The organism is Acidisarcina sp. (genome assembly GCA_035539175.1).
Lineage (GTDB): Bacteria > Acidobacteriota > Terriglobia > Terriglobales > Acidobacteriaceae > JANXZS01.
This window is the reverse complement of sequence record DATLIY010000009.1, coordinates 286,393-305,727: the sequence shown is the minus strand read 5'-3', so window position 1 is coordinate 305,727 and position 19,335 is coordinate 286,393. Positions and strand designations below refer to the sequence as shown.

The window sequence follows — 19,335 nt, the reverse complement described above, 5'->3', positions numbered from 1 at the left end:
GGAGGCCGACGCCATCCCGCATCGCGCATGCAAACCTGCCCGATGGCAGCCTGCCGCAGCGCACAGCAGTCCCACCCGACACAACCCTAAAAGGAGAACGCAATGTTGAAAAAACTGCGGCAGCAGCTTGCAGACGCGCGTGCGAAAGCCAACGCTCTGAATGCCCTGGCCGAAAAAGAGAATCGCATCCTCACCGCGGATGAGCAGAAGGAGTTCGATGCTCTGATCGCGGAGTGCACCACCCTGCAGGGCAAGATCGCCTCGCAGGAGGCGCTGCTCGATCTCGAGCGCAACTCGCCGGCTATCGAGGTCAGCGCGCCCGAGGCCAGCAAACGGCCCTGGGCCTCGCTCGCTGAGCAGCTGCAGGCAGTGCGCCAGCACTCGGTCAGCAAGGGGGCGCAGCTCGATCCGCGGCTGATGGCCGCCGGGTTGGGTGGCAACGAGTCAGTGGACGCCGAGGGCGGTTTCCTGATCGCTCCGGAGTTCGCTCCCGGCGTCTGGCAGCGTGCCTACGATGCCTCGGAATTGGCGCAGCGCTGCTTTGACCAGCCGATGACGACGAGTAATCGCCTGGTGGTCAATGCGGTCGACGAGGACAGCCGCGCCGATGGCAGCCGCTGGGGCGGCATCCAGTCGTTCTGGCTGGGAGAATCGCAGCCCTACACCGCCTCGCAGCCCAAGTTCCGCCAGATGGAGTTCATCGCGAAAAAACTCATCGCGATCACGTATGCGACGGATGAGCAGCTCTCCGATGCTGCAGCGTTCGCCTCGTATGTGGACAAGGTTGTCCCGCTGGAGTTCGCCTTCCGCATCGATGATGCGATTGTCAACGGCACCGGCGCGGGCATGCCGCTTGGCTATACCAAATCGGGCGCGCTGCTCAAACTCAACCGCACTACCGGCGGCACGGTGGTCAACACCGATATTTTCGCCATGTGGAAACGCTGCTGGGCTCCCTCGCGGAAAAATGCCTGCTGGTTTATCAACCAGGATGTTGAGGATCTGCTCTGGAACCTCACCCGCGGCTCGGGCACGGCAGTGGAGCTGCTCTACACTGCGCCCGGCGAGCGGGGCAACAACTCCAACTATGGCGTCATGATGGGCCGTCCGGTGATCCCGGTGGAATATGCCGCTACCTCCGGAACCAGCGGCGACATCGTGCTGGCCGATCTCAGCCAGTACTATCTCGCGCGGCGCAGCGGCGTGCAGATGGATACCTCGATCCACGTGCAGTTCCTCACCGATCAGGCCGCTTTCCGCTGGAAGGCGCGCCTCGATGGTCAGGCTGCCTGGAAAAAACCCCTCACGCCGAAGAACGGCGCCAACACTCTGGCGCCCTTCGTCGCCCTGTCGTAATCCACCGCTAGGGCGGCGCGGTTGCTTCGCACCGCCCTAGCTCTTTCGTCCTGGGCCTGCGGGCCCGGAAAGGAAAATGATCCATGAGCGCAAAGGGATTTTATGTTGCCCAGTCGGGGCACGTGGTCAATGTTCTGCCCCCGGTCGATATCACCGGCGGCAAAACCGGTCAGCCGTTTTCCATGGCCCTGGCCGGCCATGCCTCCATTCTGCTGCAGATCGGCGTCAGCGCAGCCGCGCCCGGCGCCGTAACCCTCAACGCCTGCTCCGACAACCTCGGCAGCAATCCTACGGCGATCCCGTTCGACGTGTTTAAGCAGGAGACCGCCGGCGCCGCGAACGACGTGCTCACCACGCGCACGCCGGTCCCCGCTGCGGGTTTCGTGCCCTCTCCCAACGACGGCATTTTCTACGTCATCGAGGTCGATGCCGACGCGCTGCCTGCCGGACTGAAATATGTGCAGTTGGCACTCGCCAACGGCGTCAACTCTTGCATCGCCAGTGCTGTGGCAATCCTCTCCGGCCTGCGGTTTGCCGGCGACCAGAACCCCACGGCAACGGCCTGATTTTCCGCGCAAAGGCGGGGCTGCAGTTTTGCCCCGCCTTTCTTTTTGGGAATTACGACGGGAATGGAGAAGGACGATGGAACGTGTACGAGCGAAGTTCTGTGTGGGCCAGATTTTGAAAGACAACTACGGCACTACGGTCGTAAAGCTATACGCCGTTTACAAGGGTGACGAACACACCCCTGAGAACGAGAGTTTTTCCAATTCGACGCCATCAGGCGCATGCGAATTGACGATCACCAACCCCGCTGCTGCCGAGTTTTTCGAGAAGCTGGTTGGGTTATATCTCTACCTGGATTTCACGGAGGTTCCCGCGAGTTAACGCAGCTCGCGGGAGTTGAAGTGTGTGATTTTCCGCGCAAAGGCGGGGCTGCAGTCTTGCCCCGCCTTTCTTTTCCCCGAAACAATCAGGCTCTGGAGTTTCCCATGTTTCTGCGCGAATTAGATGGTTACTACGCGGGCCAGATCCGCGAATTTCCCTCGGATGTCGGGCTGGCGCTGCTGGCCGCCGGCCGCGCCGAGGATCCGTATGCTGAGCCTGCGCCTGCAGCTGAGGCGCAGCCCCAACCGCTGCAACCGCCGCCCGCCGCGAAACGCAGGAAATTGAAATGAGCCTCGTCCTCATCACGCCACCGGCCGCGGAGCCGGTCACGCTCGCCGAGGTCAAACTGCAGCTCGGTTTCGGCCCCGTCGAGGATTCTGACCGGCTCGCCAGTGAGATCCTCGCCGACAAGTTGCGCGGATTTATCGTTGCCGCGCGCGTCGCCTGCGAGAACCACTGCCGGCGAGCATTCCTCACGCAGACCTGGCTGCTGCGCCTCGATGGTTTCCCCGGAACGCCCTCGCGCTACAACTGGAGAGGCTATCCGCAGATCGATCTGCCGCAGCCGCCGGTGCAGTCGATCGAGTTTGTGCGCTACGTCGACACGTTCGGCGCGGTGCAGGATCTGCTGCTGGACACGACCTACGGGAATGGTGGGCTGCAATATGGCTATCAACTGGAGCGCGGCAGTGAGACGCAGCCGGGACGCCTGCTCTCTGCCTGGGCGCGGCCCTGGCCGCCGACGCGCATGGTGCCCAGCAATGTACTGGTGCAGTTTCGCTGCGGCTATGGCGGCCCGCTCGCGGTTTCGCTGGCGGCGGGATCGGCGGCGCTGACCATACCGGGATACAAATTCAATCCGGCGGATGCGCCACTGCTCCCCGGCGATCGCGGGCTGGCCGTCTCGATTCCGGGCGCGGGACCTGCCGGCGCAACCCTGGTGACCAATATCGCGAGCGTCGACAGCAATGGCAACGCAACCCTGGCGGCCGCGGGCTCTACCACGGTGAGTGGCGTGACCGCATGGCTGGGGGATCCTGTGCCCCGGCCGATTCTGTCCGCAGTCAAAATGCTGGTCGAGTTCTATTACGACCACGGCGGAGCGGAGGATCTGCAGCTGCCGCGCGTCGTCGCGAATTTCCTCGAACCCTACCGGAACCAGGTGGCATAAATGGCAGATCTGACCACACTCGCGAACGTCAAGGGCTGGGCGCCGATCGCCACCACCACGGTGAGCGATGACGCGCTGCTCACCCGCCTCATCAGCTCCTGCAGTCAGGATTTTCTGCGCGCCACGCTGCGCCCGGATCTGCTGGAGACCAGCTACAGCGAGGTGCACATGGGCGACGGAGCCACGCGGATCACGCTCTGGCACTGGCCGATCGTGGCCGTCGCTACGCTCAAAATCAATGGTGTCGCGGTTCCCGCCAGCATTGACAAGATGGCACCCGGCTATTACATCGATCAGGACATCGATCCGGAGCGCATCTATCAGCTGTACCTCATCGGCCAGACGTTTACCGACGGCGCGCCGATTGCGATCAGCTATAGCGCGGGCTACGCCACCGTGCCCGCGGATATCGAGCAGGCGGTCATCGATTGGGTCGTCTACCGCTACAAGGGGCGGCCCAATACCGGCACCGTTCGCCGCCGCAGCACGGAGGGCGAGGATGTGCAGGTGGAGCAGGTGGACGCTCCGCCGACTACGCTCTCCGTGATCGAGCGCTATCGCCGCTGCCTGCCCTCGGTCAACCGCCGCCGCGATGAGCAGCAGGCCCGCATGCAATCGCGGGTGCAGAGGCCGCAGCGATGATCGGCCTCGTAGTAGAGCCGGAGAGCGTCGACCAGGCTGTCGAGCATATCGACGCGGTGCGCCAGCGGATCCTGGCATCGCTCCGCGATGGCATGCAGCGGGCCATGGCTGGCCTCGCCGGCGCGGCGGTCGAGGAGATGGCCGAGGCGGGCATCCAGAATCGCTCCGGCGAGCTGAAAGGGGCGATCGTGCGCAGTCCCTGGGTGAGCGAGACGCCGCTGATCCTGCGCGGCAACGTCACCGCCGATGTGGGTATGAAACACGTCGGCCTCTGGATGGAGGAGGGCACGAATGTTCCCGCGGTCGAGGGCAAAATCTTCGAGTTTGCCGAGCCGGATGCGGAGAGCCTCTATAGCCATGGCCATGCGGCGTTCCAGGTCAGGGCGCGGCCATTTATGAATCCCGCGCTCCAGAAATATCAGGACTCGATCCTGCAGATCCTCGCGGATGCGGTTGCGGAGGCCATCGCCGAATGAATCCCTATCAGAGTGTCGATCGCGAGGCGCTGTGGGCCGCGCTCTTCGCCTGGTTCCAGAGCAAATTGCCGGCGGGGATGTTCGTGAGCATAGGGCGTAAACACAAGCCGCCGCCGGATCTGGGCATCGCCGAGCAACCTGCATTGTTTCTCATCCAGACGAAAGAGCAGCACCTGCCCAAACCGCGCGGCGTGCCGACTCGGCTGATGCTCGAGGGCTACATCATTCTATACTGCCAGGCTCCGGTGGTCGACGAGGATGTCGGCCAGGAGACGACGCTCGCAGCTACGCAGCTCAACGCCATGCTCAAGGCGATCGATGACGCGTTGCAGCCGGACAACCTGGTGGATGGAGTGTTCACCCTGGGCGGCCGGTTCTCGCACTGCTGGATCGAGGGCGAGACCAGCCTCGATCCCGGCATTTTCGGCGCGCAGGCCGCGGCCATCCTGCCTCTCAAAATTCTCGTGCCGTAATCTCGCTCACCGCAAACCCCACAACCACAACCGCGCTCTCGCGAGCGCTATAACCGCGCTACAGAGAGCGCCAGGAGGAGACAGCTATGAACCTGCAGTTTGGTTCCGGGGTGCTCTTTGGCAACCCCAACGCCGGCAACACCGCCACCAATCCCACGCCGCAGAGGTTCGGCATTCTGCAGGAGGTGCAGGTCGAATTCAAGGCGGATTTGAAGAAGCTCTACGGGCAAAACCAGTTCGCGGCCGCCAAGGCGCGCGGCAAGATCGACGTCACCTGCAAAGGAAAGATTGCGACGCTCGATCCCACGATGATGAACCAGCTCTATTTCGGCCTCGCCTCGGCGGCCGGGGTGCAGCGCATCGTCGATCTGGAATCGCACGTGCCGGCGGCGACCATCGCGCCCACGAAAGCCGTTGCTGGATCGCTGCTGACCGATTACGGCGTCATCAACAAGGACACCGGGTTGAATATGATCCGGGTGGCCACGGCGCCCCTCGTCGGACAATACACGTTTGTGCAGGCCACCACGGGCGGCACGCCCACCGCGGCCAGCTACACGTTCAATGCCGCAGAGACAGCCTCGGCGGTGCTGCTCAGCTATCTCTATTCCGACGCAACCAATGGTGTGACCATCAATCTCACGAGCCAGCTCATGGGATATGCGCCCGAGTTCAGCGCGCTGTTGTACAACGTGTTCCGCACCAAATATTTTGCCCTGCAGCTCAACTCCTGCACCATGGGATCGATCAGCATTCCCACGAAACAGGAGGATTTCTGGATGGCCGATATCACGTTCGACGCCTCGGCCGATGTCACCGGAGCCGTGGGCGCCATCTACGCCGACGTCAACTAAACAGTTACCCCCCCCCGCAAAAGATGAGCCGCGCGCCAACCAGCCGCGGCTCATTGTGTGTTTCTATCTCGAGGAGCTGCATCCATGAAATTGAAATATCTCGGCGTGCCCGTCTATATGAACGGGCAGAACTATTACATCCCCTCTCTCTCGACCCGCGATTTTCGCGCGCAATATGCCACGCTCACCCGCGCGGATGAGCAGCCGCAGGATGCGCTCGCAACGTTCGATGCCTACATCCCCATCATCGGCCTGGCCGTGCGCCGCAACTATCCCGAGGTGACCGATGAGCAGCTCGCCGAGTGGCTCGACCTGCACACGTTTCAGCTTGCGATACGGGCGGTGCAGTCGGCCTCCGGCATGGCTCCGGTCTCCGAGGGGGAATAGGCGCCGGCGGCACGCAGAGGAGGACCGCGGCGGTGGCCGACTGGCGCTGGGTCTATGGCCGCGTCGCCACCGCTCTCGGTTGCCTGCCGTCGGCGATCGATGAGGAGCCGGTCGTCAATATTTTCGAGCTGCTCGATTATTGGATCGAGGAGCCGCCCACCCACGTCATCCTTGCGCTGCGCTATCTCGGCGAGCGCAAGCGGCAGCCGGTGAGCGAGGACCAGGCGCGCGACCAGCTGCTGGCCGTTCAGCAGATGGGACCAGGATTCGCGCAACAATCCATGCCGCCGGAATTGCGTGAGATGGCGCAGTGGGCAGACGAGCAGCAGGACAGGCTGCGAGGGAAGGGGAGGCAGAATGGGGGCTAATCTCGCAATCGGCGCGACCGTCGATGTCGGCGCAATCAACGACGGAATGGCCAGTGTCCAGGAGATCACCAGGACCGCGGCCAATGGCATGGCTGTGTCCTTCGAGCAGGCCAGCACCAAAGCGAAGGCTGCGTTTCGCGGTCTCAGTGAGGACGTGAAAGCGTCCGCGCTGAATATCTCCAAGGAATCGCTGCGCGTGGCCGAGGCCACCAAGGCGCAGGCCGCCGCCATGCAGGATCTGCGGCGGGCGATGATTCTCACCCGCGATGGCGCGATGGGCGGCGTGCAATCGAGCGCGTTGCTGGCGGCCGCTCAGCAGAAGGTGACCGCCGCAGCTGCCGAGGTTGCCGCGGCCAAACAGGCCGAGGCCGCTTCTGTGACCCAGGCTGCCGCCGAGGAGGTGGTCGCAACCACTGGCGTGCTGGCCGCGTTCGAGCGGCTGACCGCCGGCGTCTCCGAGGCCACGACGGTGGTTAAAGAGCGCATGATCGAGGCGGCGGAGACGGCCAAACTCTCCGGCGCAGGCATGACTGCTGGTTTTGCCGGGCTGGGCTCGCTGCTGGGCGCTGGCATGACCGTCGGGTTTGCCACGCATTTTCTCGACGAGTTGGCCAAGGTCAACGTGGAGCTGGACCACCTCGCCACCAAAACCGGGATCGCCGTGGGGCCGCTGGCCGGGCTGCAGCAGATCGTGAAGGAGATGGGCGGCGATTGGGATGCGGTCGCCACCGGACTGGTCAAGCTCAACGTTGCGCGCGTCGAGGCAGCGACCGGCAACAAGAAGACCGCCGAGGGATTTCACGAGATCGGGGTTTCGATCGAAGAGGTGCGCAACTCGCGTCCGCAGGAGCTGCTGGAGAAGGTGGCCGCGGGCATGGCCAGTACCGGCGATGCTGCCACTCGCGCCCACGCCGCTCGGCTGCTCTTCGGCCGGGGAGGCATGGCGCTCATCCCGGTGCTGATGGAGGAGGGTGCAGCGCTCGCCGACGATACCCGAAAGGCCGCCGAGCTGACGGGCATCACCGAGGAGAGCATCGAAGCCTCGCGCCGTTGGACGCAGGATACCGCGCGGCTGTCGGCCGAGTTCCGCCACGGGATGATCCCGGTGCTCGAGCATGCGGAAGATGCGGTCATGGGGATCGTGGGCACGCTGCATCTCGCCGAGGCTACGTTCCGCACCGTATTCGAGGGAATCGCAACCATCATCGTGGCGAATGCCCGTGCCCTGGGGGGCGTGGGCAAGCTGTTCTATGACGCGATTACGGGGAATTTTTCCGCGATCCAGGCGGATACGGCGGCGCTCAAGGATAATTTCGTCGACACCTGGAAGGCGGGATTCAAGGACATCGCCAGTGATTGGCAGGGTGTCTATAAAAATTTTGTTCCGGACGCGCGCCCCGAGCGCAAGAAAATCGAAAACACTCTCGATTCGGATCTGCATCCCGAGGACAAAGGGAGGAAAGAGAAAACGGCAAGGGCGGCCAGGGCAGGCAAAGAGCCGCCGCGGATCGAGACTACGCAGCCCAAGGTCAACAGCGATGTTGACGAATTCATCCAGGCCGGCGAGCGCGAGATTCGCGCGAATGAGGAGGTCGCCCGCAGGGGCGTCGAGATCTATCGCGGCGCGCGCGAGGAGGAGGGCCGCATCGCGCAGGAGAACTACAGGGACCTCGAGGCCGACAGTGCTTTCGAGGTCAAAATGCATCGCATGACGGCGGAGCAGCGCCTCGCCATCCTCCGCCAGGCCGCGCAGCAGGAGTTTCAGATCCGCATGCAGGCGCTGCAGGCGGAGGCTGTGCTCGATGTGGCCGACGGCGCGCGCTACCAGCAGGATCTGAACAAGCAACTGGAGCTGCGTCGGCAGCACGATCGCCAGATGCTGCAGCTCGATCAGCAATTGCAACAGCAACAGCAGCAGATGCAGGATCAGCAGCAGAAAAAATGGCAGCAGTCGTTCCAGCAGATCAATGCGGGATTCCGCAACGTGCTGCAGGGCATGATGCAGGGCACGCAGTCGCTGGCCCAGGGATTTGCCCGGATGTTCAATTCGATTCTCACCGGCCTTGCCGATTTTGTGCTGCAATGGCTGCTGAAAAAAGCCGAGATGTGGGTGATGGATGAGGTGCTTGAGGTCTCCGGCCGGGCCAGGAAGCACGCCGCCGTGGCGGCCAGCAATGCGGCCACGGTGACCGGCGATGCGGGCGTCGCGGCCGCCGGCGCCATGGCCTATTGGTCGGCCATCAATCCGCCGATCGCCCCGGCCATGGCCGCGGCGCAGGCCGCCATGACTCTCGCCTATATGCCGATGGCCATGTTCGACCGCGGCGGCGTGGTGACTGCCGGCGGCGGCATGCATGTGCCGGTGCTGGCGAAAGCGGGCGAACGTGTGCTGACGCCGACGCAGACGCAGAATTTCGAGTCGCTGGTCAACCAGTCCAGCAGCTCGCAGCACAAGAGCACTACAGTCAACCTGCACTACAACGGGCAGGTGAATGCCTACGATCGCAGCGGGATGCGTGGCACATTGCGCGCCCATGCCGACGACATCCTCAGCATTGTGCGCGAGGGCTATCGCGCCGGGGCACTCGCATGAAAATATTTCCCACGCTGCCGGGGCTCACGCTGCCGGTGTTGCGCACGGTGCAGTTCGATACCCTGGTGCAGGCCGCGCCCAATAAATACGAGGTGCGCCTGCCGCAGACGGTCAATCCGCAATGGAGCTGGGAGCTGGTCTATGATTTTCTCCGCGACTGGCCGGCGGGGAGTTTTACAGTCAGCGAGCTGCGCACGCTCGAGGACTTTTTTCTCTACCACGGCGGGCAGGCAGCCGATTTCCTGTTTCTCGATCCCGACGACAACTCGGTGGGCCCGGCGATGCTGGCGGGCGCGCCGAATACGCCGCTGGCACAGCTGCAGCTCGTCAACGATGGTGTGGGCAACTACTATTCGCCAGTGCAGCGCACTCTGGGCGGGCTATTCTACGAGGACGTCACGGACCTCAATGGCGCGCTCACCGTGTATTGCAACGGCGTGCTGCAATCCTCCTCCTCGTATACCGTGCAGGGGCCGGGGCTGGCGCTGCCCGGCGCTTCCTACATGGGGCTGGTGATTAAATGGCCCTCGCCGCCGGGGTGGAGCGCGGGAGCAGCGCGGGCGCTGGGCTATCAGATCCTCGACCCCGCCGGGCATCTGCAGAAGGTGACCACGGCGGGCACGACCGGCAGCACGGCGCCCAGCTGGAACGATGCCGGAGGAACCACCACCGACGGCACCGTTACCTGGACGGATCAGGGCTATAATCCCGGACCGGCCGCGCCAGTGACGGCGCAATTTAATTTTTATTTCCGTGTGCGCTTCGCGAGCGATGCGCAGGATATGGAGAAATTCTCCAATCAGTTTTGGACGATCGGCGGATCCGCGGCAGGCAAGGGCTCGGGCAAGATCCGGTTGCAGCAGTCGCGGCCCAGCGCGCTCTGATTCGTCGCTGCGCTCAGGATGAAAGGATGCGATGCGTACAGTAATCGGCGGCACCGGCCAGGACAACACGGCCGCGGTGAAAAATTATCTCGCGACGAACAACAAGCTGTTGCTGCGCGATCTCTATCTCATCGGCGCGCCGGAGGATCCGCGCTCCATCTGGCTCACGAATCACGAGGCGCCGGTGCTCTATTCTCCCTGGGGCACGTTTCAGCCGGCGGTGGTCTCGCGCGGCGGCGTGACCGCCAAAATCGGCCTCGAGGTGCAGCAGTTGGAGGTCACCTGGTCGCCGGGCTCCGCCACCGCGACCGCCAGCATGGCCACCGCATCGCCTCGGCAACGCGCCAGGCTGCACATTTATGATAACTGGCCGGTACATCTGTTCCGCGCATTCATGCCGGCGCCAGGGGACGCGAATACGCTGGGCTGCGCCGACTGGTTCGGCGGCCGGGTGGATACCTGCATCGTCGATCGCGGCCAACTCGTTTTCCGCCTCAAGAGTTTCCTCAATGTGGTGACGCAGAAAATTCCCTCCACCGTCGTCGAGGTCACCAATCCGCTCGCCGCCTATGCAGGCGCATCGCGGGTGCCGGGCGATCCCTCGCTGCCGGTTTTCAAATGTTTTACCGGCTCGACGGTCAACCAGATCTATGCCGACTGCCTGACGCCGACAGCCAACAAAATTTATTCCGGCAACCAGTTCCAGCACGGCTACATGGTGTTTCTCGACGGGCCCGGCGCGACGCTTGCCGGGGCCTGGTCGGCGATCGGCGGCAACGGGAGATATACCGACGGCTCGAGCAACAGCCACTCCGCATTCACGATCTATTCGCCGCTCCCCTGGCCGCCTACGCCCGGCGTGGATACGTTCTACGTCTCGAAGGCGGCGCCCATCAACCTCGGCGATGAGAGCTACTACGGATTCCCCTATGTGCCCAGTCCACAGACCGCTGTCTGATACGCCGCAGTGCCGCGCAGAGGCCATCGTGTGTGCGCGGGCATGGATTGGCACGCCCTACGTGCTGCGGGGCCGTGTACGCGGCGCTGGATGCGATTGCGCCACGCTGCTCGCCGAATACCTGATCGAGATCGGCGCGGCCGCGGCGGAGGATTTACAGGATCTTGGCATCTACAGTCACGACTGGTTCTGTCACGCCAGCAGCGAGCGTTATCTGTTGCGGCTGATGCGGCACGCGCGCCAGGTGGCGGAGACGCTCTGCCGTGGCGATGCCCAGCCTCGGCCCGGCGACCTGGTTTTGTTCCGCGTGGCGGGCAGCAGGATCCACAACCACGGCGCGATCGTCACCGCATGGCCGCTCGGCATCCATGCCGCCGACGATCGCGTGCAGGAGACCGATCTGACGCAGCATCCGCTCACCGGCTATCGCGAGATGGACGTGTTCAACCCGTTCGGCTAGGCAGACACTATGCAGGGAAAATCGCAATCCACCACCCGTCCCACCGCGCTGGGCTCGCTGCTGCAGTCCTCCACCTACGGCAGCACCATCCCGCAGATCTATGGGCAGACGCAATCGGCGTTGCTCGCCATCTGGGCGGCCAACCTGCGCCGCGGCGGCAGCACGAAAAAACTGAAACAAATGAAAAAGGGGATCACGGCCTACGTCGAGAATGTCGATTTCTGCATTGGGCACAACCCGCTCATGGGCGTGCTGCAGATGTGGTCGAATGGCCATCTCTATCCGCTCGATTTCGCGGTGCAGAGCGGCAGCTCGTGGACGGTGAGCGACGCGCATTTCTACGCAGTCATCGCGGTCACGCGCACGGTGACCTATAACGTCACGTTCAACGATTACGGCGGTCAGGGCAGCGTCACGCTCACCGGCAGTTACGAAATCCCGATGTGGAACGAGCTGGAGCAGGGCCCCGATCCCACGTTCAATGCCGCATTCCGCTACTGGCCGCACTGCTATCGCTGGCAGCCGAGCTATGGCGCGACCCTGCAATATGACGCCGGCGGCGCGTTCGTGACCGGCAACATCAACATCTACTATGCGCGGCTCAAAGCGGCGACCAGCTACCAGCCGCCGCAGCAGCGCCTGCGCCTGGCGTTTGAGAGCCAGCTCGGCTCGGGGACGGAATATTCCGATGCGGGCCTGGCGGCGCAGCAGATCGTCTATCCCCAGTTTGCCGGCATGGGCAGCTCGAGTCTCGACCTCGGATCGAGCGCCGCGATTCCGCATCTGCTCTGCGAGGTGCGGGGCAAGTTCGGCATCTACCCCAGCGGGGATTGCGATTTCGCCGACATCATCGAGGATGTGGTCAAGAGCGGCATCACCCAGGCCGCGATCGGCTCCGGCACGGCCTATACGCCGCTCGAACGCGGGCTCTCCTGCTACGACCTGCCGGGATGCGTGCAGCAGAAATCGGAGACCAGCACGGAGGCGTTCACCCTCGCGCCGATCCCCTACAACCAGCCGAATACTGCGGGAAATTTTCTCGTCGTCATCGCCAACGGCGGCGTGGGTGCGATGAGCATCAGCGATACCGCGGGCAACGTCTGGACGCCGGTGTTTTCCGGCACGCCAGGCTACCAGGTGTGGTACGCCAAATGCGCGGCCTCGGGCGCGAACACCGTCACCGTCACCGGGCAGAGCTACAGCTGGAGCACCACGCTGCTCGAGGTGGCGGGAGTCGATACTCTGGATTCGGTCGCGGTGGGCAGCGCAGCGCGGGTGACGGGGACGACGACCAACCTGCAGGATCTGCCGGCCTACCTGCTCGCCATCGGACTCTATCAGAACGGCGGCGGAACAATCATCACCAATCCCGTGGTCGCGCAGTGGGATTGTCTGACGCGGGTCAATTTCTCCGGGCAGATGCCCGCCAGCGGACAGCATATTCATCAGCGCCAGGTGCGCAGCGGCGGCAGCTATACGTTTGTCGAGCCCGGCGCGCGCGCGCCCGATGGCATCTGCATGCTCGCCTTCAAAGCGGTCGATCCTGCGCCTGGGCCGCGGCCGCTGGGCGATTTCCTCGACCTGCCCTCGCTCGACAGTGTGCGCCGGCAGTGCCGCGCCTACGGGCTCTGGGGCTCGCTGCTGATGAACGCGCAGCAGGCGGCCGGTGAGTGGCTCAAAACGCTCTATGCCGCCGCCAATGCCGCGCCCGTTTATCTCGGCAGCAAACTGTATTCGTTTCCCTACGCGGAGCAGTCGACGGCGGGCAACGGCGCAAACTATACCGCGCCCACGGCCTCCGGGCCGGTCGCCGCGCTCGATGCCGACAATGGCGATTTCGTCGGCAGCGGGCCGCCCGTCCAGCTCACCACCGTCTCGCGCATCGATGAGCCCAATGTGCTGCAGATGCAATGCATCTCCCGCGCGGCGAACTATGCGCCCGTCGTGGTGCAGCAGCCGGAGGCCGCGGCCATCGCGCTCTATGGCGTGCGCAAGGCGGATCCGGTGGTGAACAATGCGGTGCAGGATGCCGCGATCGCGCGCAAACTGCTGGCAATCCAGGCGCGGCGCAAACAGTTCGGCGGCGATACCTATGTGTTTACGGTCAACTCCAGGTGGTCGCTGCTCGCGCCCATGGATCTGGTCACGGTCACCGATCGCGCGGCATCCATCGTCCAGGTGCCGGTGCGGATCACCAGCACGGCCGAGGAACAGGATGGATCGCTGCGCTGCGAGGCGGAGCCCTTCGTCTATGGCATGTGCTCTCCCGATCTGCTCGCGGCCACCACGCCCACGCAGAACACGGTGGACACCAATGCCAGCGCCGGCAACGTGAATGCCCCGGTGATTTTCGAGCCGGTGCCGCGGCTCTATGGCAACGCCGCCCAGGCGCAGCTCTGGCTGGCGGTCTCGTCGCCGGCGGCGAACTACGGCGGCGCCCAGGTGTTTCTGTCGACCGATGGGGGCAGCTCCTACAACCCGGTCGGCGATCCACTGACGGCGAGCGCGATCACCGGCGTGAGCACTGCCGACTGGCCCGCGGCCGCCGATCCAGATACGGTGAACAATCTCGCGCTCGATCTCACCGAGTCGGCGGGAACGCTGCTCAGCTACCAGGTGAGCGACGAGGACAATTTTCTCTACCCTTGCTATATCGCGGGCGGGGGATCCTATGCCATCGCGTACGAGCTGATGAGCTATGCCGCGGCCACGCTGACCGCGGCCAACAAATACACGCTGCAGGCGACGGGGACGGGGAACAAGCTCCGCCGCGCAGTCTATGCCGCGCCTGCGACGGGCGCCGGAGTCGACCATCCGCTGGGCAGCCGGTTCGCGTTCCTCTCTCCGGATGGCAGCGGGCTGCTGAAATTGACGATGGATCCAACCTGGATCGGCAAGACTCTCAAGTTTAAAATCTGCAGCTTTAATTCCTTTGGCGGCGGCCTGCAATCGCTCGCCGATGTCGTCGTGTACAGCTACACGCCCACGGGCGCGGCCGCCAGTGCCGGCGGCGGCGGCCAGGGCTTCCAGGTCAACGGAGCATAAATGTCGGAGATCGTAAATCTGAACAACACCACGCCGGCAGCGCCGGCGGCCGCGGTGAATGTGCGCTGGCAAAAGGGCACGAGCACGGGCACCGATCCTGCTACCGGCTGGCCGGTTAACCCAACCTCCGCGAACGTGCCTGCGGCTACCGCTGTGGCTCTGGGCGCGGTCCAGCCCGATGGATCCACCATCACCGTCGACGCTACTGGCAAAATCAGCGCAGCGACAGGCAACGCGATTACTGCGCTGACGGGCGACGTCACGGCCAGCGGGCCTGGAAGCGCCGCGGCGACCCTTGCCTCCTCGGGAGTAGTTGCTGGCAGCTACACGAGCGCGAATATCACGGTGGACGCCAAGGGGCGCGTCACTGCGGCGGCAAATGGAACGGGCGGTGGTGGTGGTGGCAGCACCATTCCGACGCTGCGCGGGACTGCGATCGCCACGACGACCACCACCTCCGTCGCGGTTTCTCTCCCGTCGGGAGCGCTGGCCGGCGATTTCATTGTGTGTTGCGGTGGCCACTGGCAGAGCCTGAGTTCTCTGTCCGGATCTCCGTGGACGTTCGCGAGTCAGGAATCCGGGTTGTCCTACGTCAATGGATTTGTCGCGTACAAAATCCTGAGTGCGAGCGACATCACCGCGGGATCGGTCACCGCGACGTTCATCGGATCGGGAGAGGGAGTGGTGGCGCTCGCCGCGTATATCAGCGCCGGCACTGTAGCGTTCAACAACGCATACGTCGCTCAATTTGGAGGGGCGTTCACCTCTCCGGTCGCGGGTCCGAGTGCCTCCGTATCCTCCGGCAGTTCCATTTTGTATTTCACGATGAATCGCGGTGCCTCGACCGATACGGTCGATCGCGGCACGCTGCAGAAAACGGCAAACGACGGGGCGGGGGCTTCGGGCTGTCTCTACCTGGAAGCTGCCACCAGCAATGGAACGGTCTCGCCTAACTTCAGTTATAGCTCGCCAGGCACTGGCTATTTTCAGGCAGTCGTGGTGATGATCGGCGTGCCGCAATCGGTGGTGCTGGATGTGACGGATAGCAGCACGCAATCGGTCTCGAATGCGTTCAGCAAAATTACGTTTGGGACGGTCGTCGCGGATAACAATAATGGATGGAACTCCTCGACGAATCAATATACGATTCCGATCTCCGGCACCTACATGATTACGACGAAGCTGCGCATTGTCGATAACGCGACATCGGGCGTGAGCTACGGGCAGGGAGCAAACTCCACGGCGGTCGACGGCTCGTGGTTCTCGTGGTTCGTCACGGCTGTGAAACGCAATGGCTCGATCAACGTGCGGGTGGTTCACCTATCGCAGGGCTCGACGATCGAGATGTACGCCTATGCGGACTCGTCGCTGAGTACGACGAGCGCGGAGATGAGCATCGTGATGCTCGCGAAGGGCTGAGGTTTTTCCCGAGGCGGATCAATGGCAGCTCCAGGTAGAAATGGCTGAGAATTGCGATCGCGAAGAGCAGCGCGATCGGGACCAGGCTATCGAGGGGATGCGTCACTCGCGTGAGGAGAAAGAGCTGCTGCCACAGGTAGAGCGAATAGGAGATCGCGCCGAGAAAGGTCAGCGCTCTCCAGCTGAGAAGCCGGGCCGCGATGGTCTGTGGAAACAGCGTGGTCGCATGCAGCAGGAGCGCGATGATGAGAGACTCGCCGGCAGGGATAATCTGATCGTAGCGATGCAGGCAGAATCCGAATGCGAGCAGGAGCGGCCATATCATCCATGGTTGAAACCGCCTCGACAGGCCCGGCAGGAGAAGCGCGGCGAGGCATCCGATCAGCAATCCATCCGCGCGAAATTGGGTGCGAAACGTCGCCCACAGCGGCAGTGCCAGCAGCGTGTCGCGCTGGCTGAAACGATAGGCGACCAGCAGCACAATCGCTGCGCCGGCGATCCAGCGCGCACGCTTGAATCCTGCGAACAGCAAAACCGCTGGCCAGGTCAGGTAAAACTGCTCCTCGAGTGAGAGGGACCAGAAATGGCCGGTGAGGCTGGTTCCCTCGTTGTAGATGAAATTGCGAAAAAATAGCAGGCTGCCGAGCAGTTCGCGCCGCGTATAGAAAAATCCCTGGCTGAGAAGGACCACGCCGACGATTGCGAGATAGAGCCACGCAGCGGGCATGAGGCGGAAGAATCGGCGTGCATAGAAGCGCCCAAGATCGAGCTTGCCTGTCCTGTCGAACTCCTCGCAGAATCGCGAGGTGATGAGGTAGCCGCTCAGGACGAAAAAAATTGCAACTCCGTGCTGGCTCACTCGCCCGAGTGGGTTTGCTCCGGTAATTCCCCAGATCGCGTGATCGATCAGCACCAGCAGAATGGCGACGCCACGCCAGCCGTCGAGAGTGGGGATGCGATTCATCGCGATGTGGAGCAGTGCGGCTCGATCGCGCTATTGTCCGCCGGCAGCCAGATCGGATGCGAGCGGGTCAGCAGGCGATCGCGATCGGCGAACAGTACATCGCGGCCGGAAAATGCCACCGCCAGATTGAGCCCGCGATACTCCAGGACAGGCCCCTGCCGCAGCGGCGTTGTGGCGATCGCGTCGGCCTGGCCGCAGCTCCGCTGGAATGCCTCCGGCGTGGCCAGCGAGCCATCGTGCAGGGCTACCAGCAGCGCCGCACGATGCGCCTCATGGGCATGCTCATCCGATTGATATAGGAAGTAGCTCAGGCAGTAGAGCCCGGCGGCAAAGATGGCGATCCAGAGCAGGATCGGCAGACCTCTTCGCTGCCGCGCCACCACCGGCACCGCATAGGCGGCGAGTCTCAGGCCGCAGCCGCTGCAATACTCCGTGCCTGGAGCCACCTCCGCACCGCACGCCGAACACCGGATCATCCTGCCCGTAGTCGCGCCCATCCTGCAGCTCCTCTCTCTATAACTCCTTCTGCAAAAACAACGCCAGCGCCATCTGGATCACGGCGCTGCGCGTCATGCCCATGCGCTCCGCGCGGCGATCGAGCGCGGCCAGCTGCGGTCCCTGCAGTCGCAGGCTGATAGTGCGCGCCTGCGCCCGTTCGTTTCGTTTGGATGGTGTTTTTTGCTCGCCTGCCGCCATGTGTGTCTCCTGTTGGGACACCCAATGTAGTCAATCCTCCTCCGCTGCGCAAGAAAAAATATCGGAAATGTATTGCAATCCAGTGCAAAAGGGGGTACATGTTACCTGCGCTGCATTTTTGTTGGCGAAGTAGATACGTGGGTAGTTTGCCGGCAGGTCATCTCAGGAGCGGTGCGGAATCACAATGCCTTCGGCCTCGGCCAGGCGTGCAATGGCGAGTCGGATGACGTTGGCGCGATCGAGCTGCAGCTTCTGCGCGAGCTGGTTGACCTGGCGGATCTGGACGCTGCTGAGCCGCAGGGTGGTGTGCTGCATTTTGGTCATGTGGCCATGCTATTGGCAGCGTTGTGTATCTAAGAGACACCTCATCGGCGTCTCTTAGAGTACCAAAGGGTACTCGACAGGTGTCGCATGGCTGCATATGATCGCGCTCAATTAGACGAATCCAAACGGCACACGCCGGGGCACATCGATTGTCCCCTGTGTGGGGAATTGCGGGCTCAATTGCTGATGTCGATTTCTGCTGGTTCGTTGTTTGAGGTTGCGGCCCAGTGCTGGCTGCAGTCGCGGTCCATCACCGATGTACGGCCAGGTGCCCTGTCCGCGCGGTATATACGGGAGAGGACAGCGGAGGATTACGGGCAATACATCGCGTCCCTCACTCTCTTTTTCGGCGGCATGCAACTCGGCGAGATCGGCATGGAGAACATCATTGCCTATCAACAGGCGCGCGTGCGCGGTGCGGAGCCGTTCATTCGCTATCGCCGGCCGCAGGATGCGAAGCCGCGCCGGGTGGGCGGCGTGGAGGTTCCAGCCAGGGGGAAAACCTCCTGCCCGGCCAAAGCGAAAAAAGTGCGGCAGGAGCTGGGCCTGCTGATCCACCTGCTGCAGCAGGTCGACTGCTGGACCGATCAGATGCGCGAGATCTACGAGATGCACACGCTGATCGACGATGACGAGCAGGATATTCCGCGCGCGCTGACGCCGGAGGAGCAGCAGCACTGGCTCGACGTCAGCCGCCTGCAGACCCGCTGGGATATCGTCTACTGGTATTCGCTGCTTGCGTTTTCCACCTGCATGAGTACCGACGAGCTGCGCGGCCTGCGCCTGGGCGACGTCAATCTGTTTCAGCGCGTCCTCGTCGTCCCGCGCAAGAGCGCGAAAAACATCCATCGCGCGCGCACCATCGAGTTGGTGGGCGCGGACGTGCTCTGGGCGCTGGAGCGGCTGCTGGAGCGGGCGCGGATGCTGGGCGCGAGAGACATGGGGCACTATCTGTTTCCCCGGCGCAACTCGTCGATCGACTGGGATCCCACCGCGCCGATGTCCGAGAGCGGCATCAAACGGCAATGGAACGAGGTGCGCTCTACCTCGCGGCTCACCTGGTTCCGGTGCTATGACTGCCGGCATACGGCGATCACGCGCCTGGCTGAGGCGGGCGTGCCGATCGACATCATCATGGCGCGGGCGGGACACGTGAGCGAGAAAATGCGCCGCCACTACACGCATATCTCCTCGGCGGCGCAACGGCGCTGGATGGAGCACGCGAATGGATTCCATCGCCTCGCGCCCGAGGCCCCCAGCCAGCCGAACCCGTACCAGGGATTCGCTCCATCTCCCGTCCGGCCCGCGCCGGTCCGCGTCGCGAATTTTTCCGCCCAAAAATAAGCCCAAAATTATTTTCATTTTTTTGCATTTTCC

The 19,335-nt window shown here is 63.3% G+C and carries 22 protein-coding genes; 18 read left to right on the top strand and 4 right to left on the bottom strand.

Annotated elements, in window-relative coordinates; all coding sequences use genetic code 11:
• Positions 1-102: 102 nt before the first annotated feature.
• The 17 genes from VM554_12910 to VM554_12830 all read left to right on the top strand — a co-directional run bounded on the left by VM554_12910 (position 103) and on the right by VM554_12830 (position 15,974).
• The gene (locus VM554_12910; GenBank protein ID HVJ09274.1) at positions 103-1,356 is read left to right on the top strand and encodes a phage major capsid protein; all 1,254 of its coding nucleotides are present in this window, start codon (positions 103-105) and stop codon (positions 1,354-1,356) included.
• An 83-nt stretch (positions 1,357-1,439) separates the two neighbouring features.
• Positions 1,440-1,922 carry a hypothetical protein gene (locus tag VM554_12905; GenBank protein ID HVJ09273.1) on the top strand — a complete coding sequence of 161 codons (483 nt, stop codon included), beginning with the start codon at positions 1,440-1,442 and terminating at the stop codon, positions 1,920-1,922.
• Positions 1,923-1,998: 76 nt separating this feature from the next.
• Positions 1,999-2,244 carry a hypothetical protein gene (locus VM554_12900; GenBank protein HVJ09272.1) on the top strand — a complete coding sequence of 82 codons (246 nt, stop codon included), beginning with the start codon at positions 1,999-2,001 and terminating at the stop codon, positions 2,242-2,244.
• A 104-nt stretch (positions 2,245-2,348) separates the two neighbouring features.
• Entirely contained in the window at positions 2,349-2,534 is a 186-nt protein-coding gene (locus VM554_12895; protein HVJ09271.1) for a hypothetical protein, read from the top strand.
• The gene (locus VM554_12890; protein HVJ09270.1) at positions 2,531-3,415 is read left to right on the top strand and encodes a hypothetical protein; all 885 of its coding nucleotides are present in this window, start codon (positions 2,531-2,533) and stop codon (positions 3,413-3,415) included. Before VM554_12895 ends, VM554_12890 begins: the two co-directional genes overlap by 4 nt.
• Entirely contained in the window at positions 3,416-4,057 is a 642-nt protein-coding gene (locus VM554_12885; protein HVJ09269.1) for a hypothetical protein, read from the top strand.
• Positions 4,054-4,533, top strand: coding sequence for a hypothetical protein (locus tag VM554_12880; protein ID HVJ09268.1), 480 nt, complete (start codon positions 4,054-4,056; stop codon positions 4,531-4,533). Before VM554_12885 ends, VM554_12880 begins: the two co-directional genes overlap by 4 nt.
• Positions 4,530-5,006, top strand: a complete 477-nt coding sequence (locus VM554_12875) for a hypothetical protein (protein ID HVJ09267.1) — start codon at positions 4,530-4,532, stop codon at positions 5,004-5,006. Before VM554_12880 ends, VM554_12875 begins: the two co-directional genes overlap by 4 nt.
• 86 nt (positions 5,007-5,092) lie before the next feature.
• Positions 5,093-5,860, top strand: coding sequence for a hypothetical protein (locus VM554_12870; protein ID HVJ09266.1), 768 nt, complete (start codon positions 5,093-5,095; stop codon positions 5,858-5,860).
• A gap of 84 nt (positions 5,861-5,944) precedes the next feature.
• The gene (locus tag VM554_12865) at positions 5,945-6,247 is read left to right on the top strand and encodes a hypothetical protein (protein ID HVJ09265.1); all 303 of its coding nucleotides are present in this window, start codon (positions 5,945-5,947) and stop codon (positions 6,245-6,247) included.
• 32 nt (positions 6,248-6,279) lie between these two features.
• Positions 6,280-6,615 carry a hypothetical protein gene (locus VM554_12860; GenBank protein HVJ09264.1) on the top strand — a complete coding sequence of 112 codons (336 nt, stop codon included), beginning with the start codon at positions 6,280-6,282 and terminating at the stop codon, positions 6,613-6,615.
• Positions 6,605-9,208 (top strand): hypothetical protein, encoded by a 2,604-nt coding sequence (locus VM554_12855; protein ID HVJ09263.1) that lies wholly within the window; start codon positions 6,605-6,607, stop codon positions 9,206-9,208. The genes VM554_12860 and VM554_12855 overlap by 11 nt, the downstream gene beginning before the upstream one ends.
• On the top strand, positions 9,205-10,092 hold the full coding sequence (locus VM554_12850) for a hypothetical protein (GenBank protein HVJ09262.1): 888 nt from the start codon (positions 9,205-9,207) through the stop codon (positions 10,090-10,092). The genes VM554_12855 and VM554_12850 overlap by 4 nt, the downstream gene beginning before the upstream one ends.
• Before the next feature lie 31 nt (positions 10,093-10,123).
• Positions 10,124-11,050: a hypothetical protein gene (locus VM554_12845; GenBank protein HVJ09261.1), complete on the top strand. Its 927-nt coding sequence runs from the start codon at positions 10,124-10,126 to the stop codon at positions 11,048-11,050.
• A gap of 61 nt (positions 11,051-11,111) precedes the next feature.
• Entirely contained in the window at positions 11,112-11,510 is a 399-nt protein-coding gene (locus tag VM554_12840; protein HVJ09260.1) for a hypothetical protein, read from the top strand.
• A gap of 9 nt (positions 11,511-11,519) precedes the next feature.
• Entirely contained in the window at positions 11,520-14,555 is a 3,036-nt protein-coding gene (locus tag VM554_12835; protein ID HVJ09259.1) for a phage tail protein, read from the top strand.
• Positions 14,556-15,974, top strand: a complete 1,419-nt coding sequence (locus VM554_12830) for a hypothetical protein (protein ID HVJ09258.1) — start codon at positions 14,556-14,558, stop codon at positions 15,972-15,974.
• On the opposite strand, the gene VM554_12825 is transcribed toward VM554_12830, so the two are convergent.
• The 4 genes from VM554_12825 to VM554_12810 form a co-directional block, all read right to left on the bottom strand.
• On the bottom strand, positions 15,856-16,938 hold the full coding sequence (locus VM554_12825) for an acyltransferase (protein HVJ09257.1): 1,083 nt from the start codon (positions 16,936-16,938) through the stop codon (positions 15,856-15,858). The genes VM554_12830 and VM554_12825 overlap by 119 nt on opposite strands.
• Positions 16,935-17,435 (bottom strand): zinc ribbon domain-containing protein, encoded by a 501-nt coding sequence (locus VM554_12820; GenBank protein HVJ09256.1) that lies wholly within the window; start codon positions 17,433-17,435, stop codon positions 16,935-16,937. Before VM554_12820 ends, VM554_12825 begins: the two co-directional genes overlap by 4 nt.
• A gap of 16 nt (positions 17,436-17,451) precedes the next feature.
• Positions 17,452-17,634, bottom strand: coding sequence for a ribbon-helix-helix protein, CopG family (locus VM554_12815; protein HVJ09255.1), 183 nt, complete (start codon positions 17,632-17,634; stop codon positions 17,452-17,454).
• A gap of 162 nt (positions 17,635-17,796) precedes the next feature.
• Positions 17,797-17,958, bottom strand: a complete 162-nt coding sequence (locus tag VM554_12810) for a hypothetical protein (protein ID HVJ09254.1) — start codon at positions 17,956-17,958, stop codon at positions 17,797-17,799.
• Between the two features lie 186 nt (positions 17,959-18,144).
• Between VM554_12810 and VM554_12805 the strand changes: the two genes are divergently transcribed.
• Positions 18,145-19,302: a tyrosine-type recombinase/integrase gene (locus VM554_12805; GenBank protein HVJ09253.1), complete on the top strand. Its 1,158-nt coding sequence runs from the start codon at positions 18,145-18,147 to the stop codon at positions 19,300-19,302.
• The last annotated feature ends 33 nt before the right edge of the window (positions 19,303-19,335 follow it).

Excerpts from the sequence above, each read along its gene's own strand:
- VM554_12810 (HVJ09254.1), bottom strand. The coding sequence starts at position 17,958 with ATGACCAAAATGCAGCACACCACCCTGCGGCTCAGCAGCGTCCAGATC.
- VM554_12905 (HVJ09273.1), top strand. The coding sequence starts at position 1,440 with ATGAGCGCAAAGGGATTTTATGTTGCCCAGTCGGGGCACGTGGTCAAT.
- VM554_12875 (HVJ09267.1), top strand. The coding sequence starts at position 4,530 with ATGAATCCCTATCAGAGTGTCGATCGCGAGGCGCTGTGGGCCGCGCTC.
- VM554_12895 (HVJ09271.1), top strand. The coding sequence starts at position 2,349 with ATGTTTCTGCGCGAATTAGATGGTTACTACGCGGGCCAGATCCGCGAA.
- VM554_12815 (HVJ09255.1), bottom strand. The coding sequence starts at position 17,634 with ATGGCGGCAGGCGAGCAAAAAACACCATCCAAACGAAACGAACGGGCG.
- VM554_12870 (HVJ09266.1), top strand. The coding sequence starts at position 5,093 with ATGAACCTGCAGTTTGGTTCCGGGGTGCTCTTTGGCAACCCCAACGCC.
- VM554_12805 (HVJ09253.1), top strand. The coding sequence starts at position 18,145 with ATGTCGATTTCTGCTGGTTCGTTGTTTGAGGTTGCGGCCCAGTGCTGG.
- VM554_12830 (HVJ09258.1), top strand. The coding sequence starts at position 14,556 with ATGTCGGAGATCGTAAATCTGAACAACACCACGCCGGCAGCGCCGGCG.
- VM554_12890 (HVJ09270.1), top strand. The coding sequence starts at position 2,531 with ATGAGCCTCGTCCTCATCACGCCACCGGCCGCGGAGCCGGTCACGCTC.
- VM554_12845 (HVJ09261.1), top strand. The coding sequence starts at position 10,124 with ATGCGTACAGTAATCGGCGGCACCGGCCAGGACAACACGGCCGCGGTG.
- VM554_12910 (HVJ09274.1), top strand. The coding sequence starts at position 103 with ATGTTGAAAAAACTGCGGCAGCAGCTTGCAGACGCGCGTGCGAAAGCC.
- VM554_12820 (HVJ09256.1), bottom strand. The coding sequence starts at position 17,435 with ATGGGCGCGACTACGGGCAGGATGATCCGGTGTTCGGCGTGCGGTGCG.
- VM554_12850 (HVJ09262.1), top strand. The coding sequence starts at position 9,205 with ATGAAAATATTTCCCACGCTGCCGGGGCTCACGCTGCCGGTGTTGCGC.
- VM554_12880 (HVJ09268.1), top strand. The coding sequence starts at position 4,054 with ATGATCGGCCTCGTAGTAGAGCCGGAGAGCGTCGACCAGGCTGTCGAG.
- VM554_12825 (HVJ09257.1), bottom strand. The coding sequence starts at position 16,938 with ATGAATCGCATCCCCACTCTCGACGGCTGGCGTGGCGTCGCCATTCTG.
- VM554_12885 (HVJ09269.1), top strand. The coding sequence starts at position 3,416 with ATGGCAGATCTGACCACACTCGCGAACGTCAAGGGCTGGGCGCCGATC.
- VM554_12865 (HVJ09265.1), top strand. The coding sequence starts at position 5,945 with ATGAAATTGAAATATCTCGGCGTGCCCGTCTATATGAACGGGCAGAAC.
- VM554_12900 (HVJ09272.1), top strand. The coding sequence starts at position 1,999 with ATGGAACGTGTACGAGCGAAGTTCTGTGTGGGCCAGATTTTGAAAGAC.
- VM554_12855 (HVJ09263.1), top strand. The coding sequence starts at position 6,605 with ATGGGGGCTAATCTCGCAATCGGCGCGACCGTCGATGTCGGCGCAATC.
- VM554_12835 (HVJ09259.1), top strand. The coding sequence starts at position 11,520 with ATGCAGGGAAAATCGCAATCCACCACCCGTCCCACCGCGCTGGGCTCG.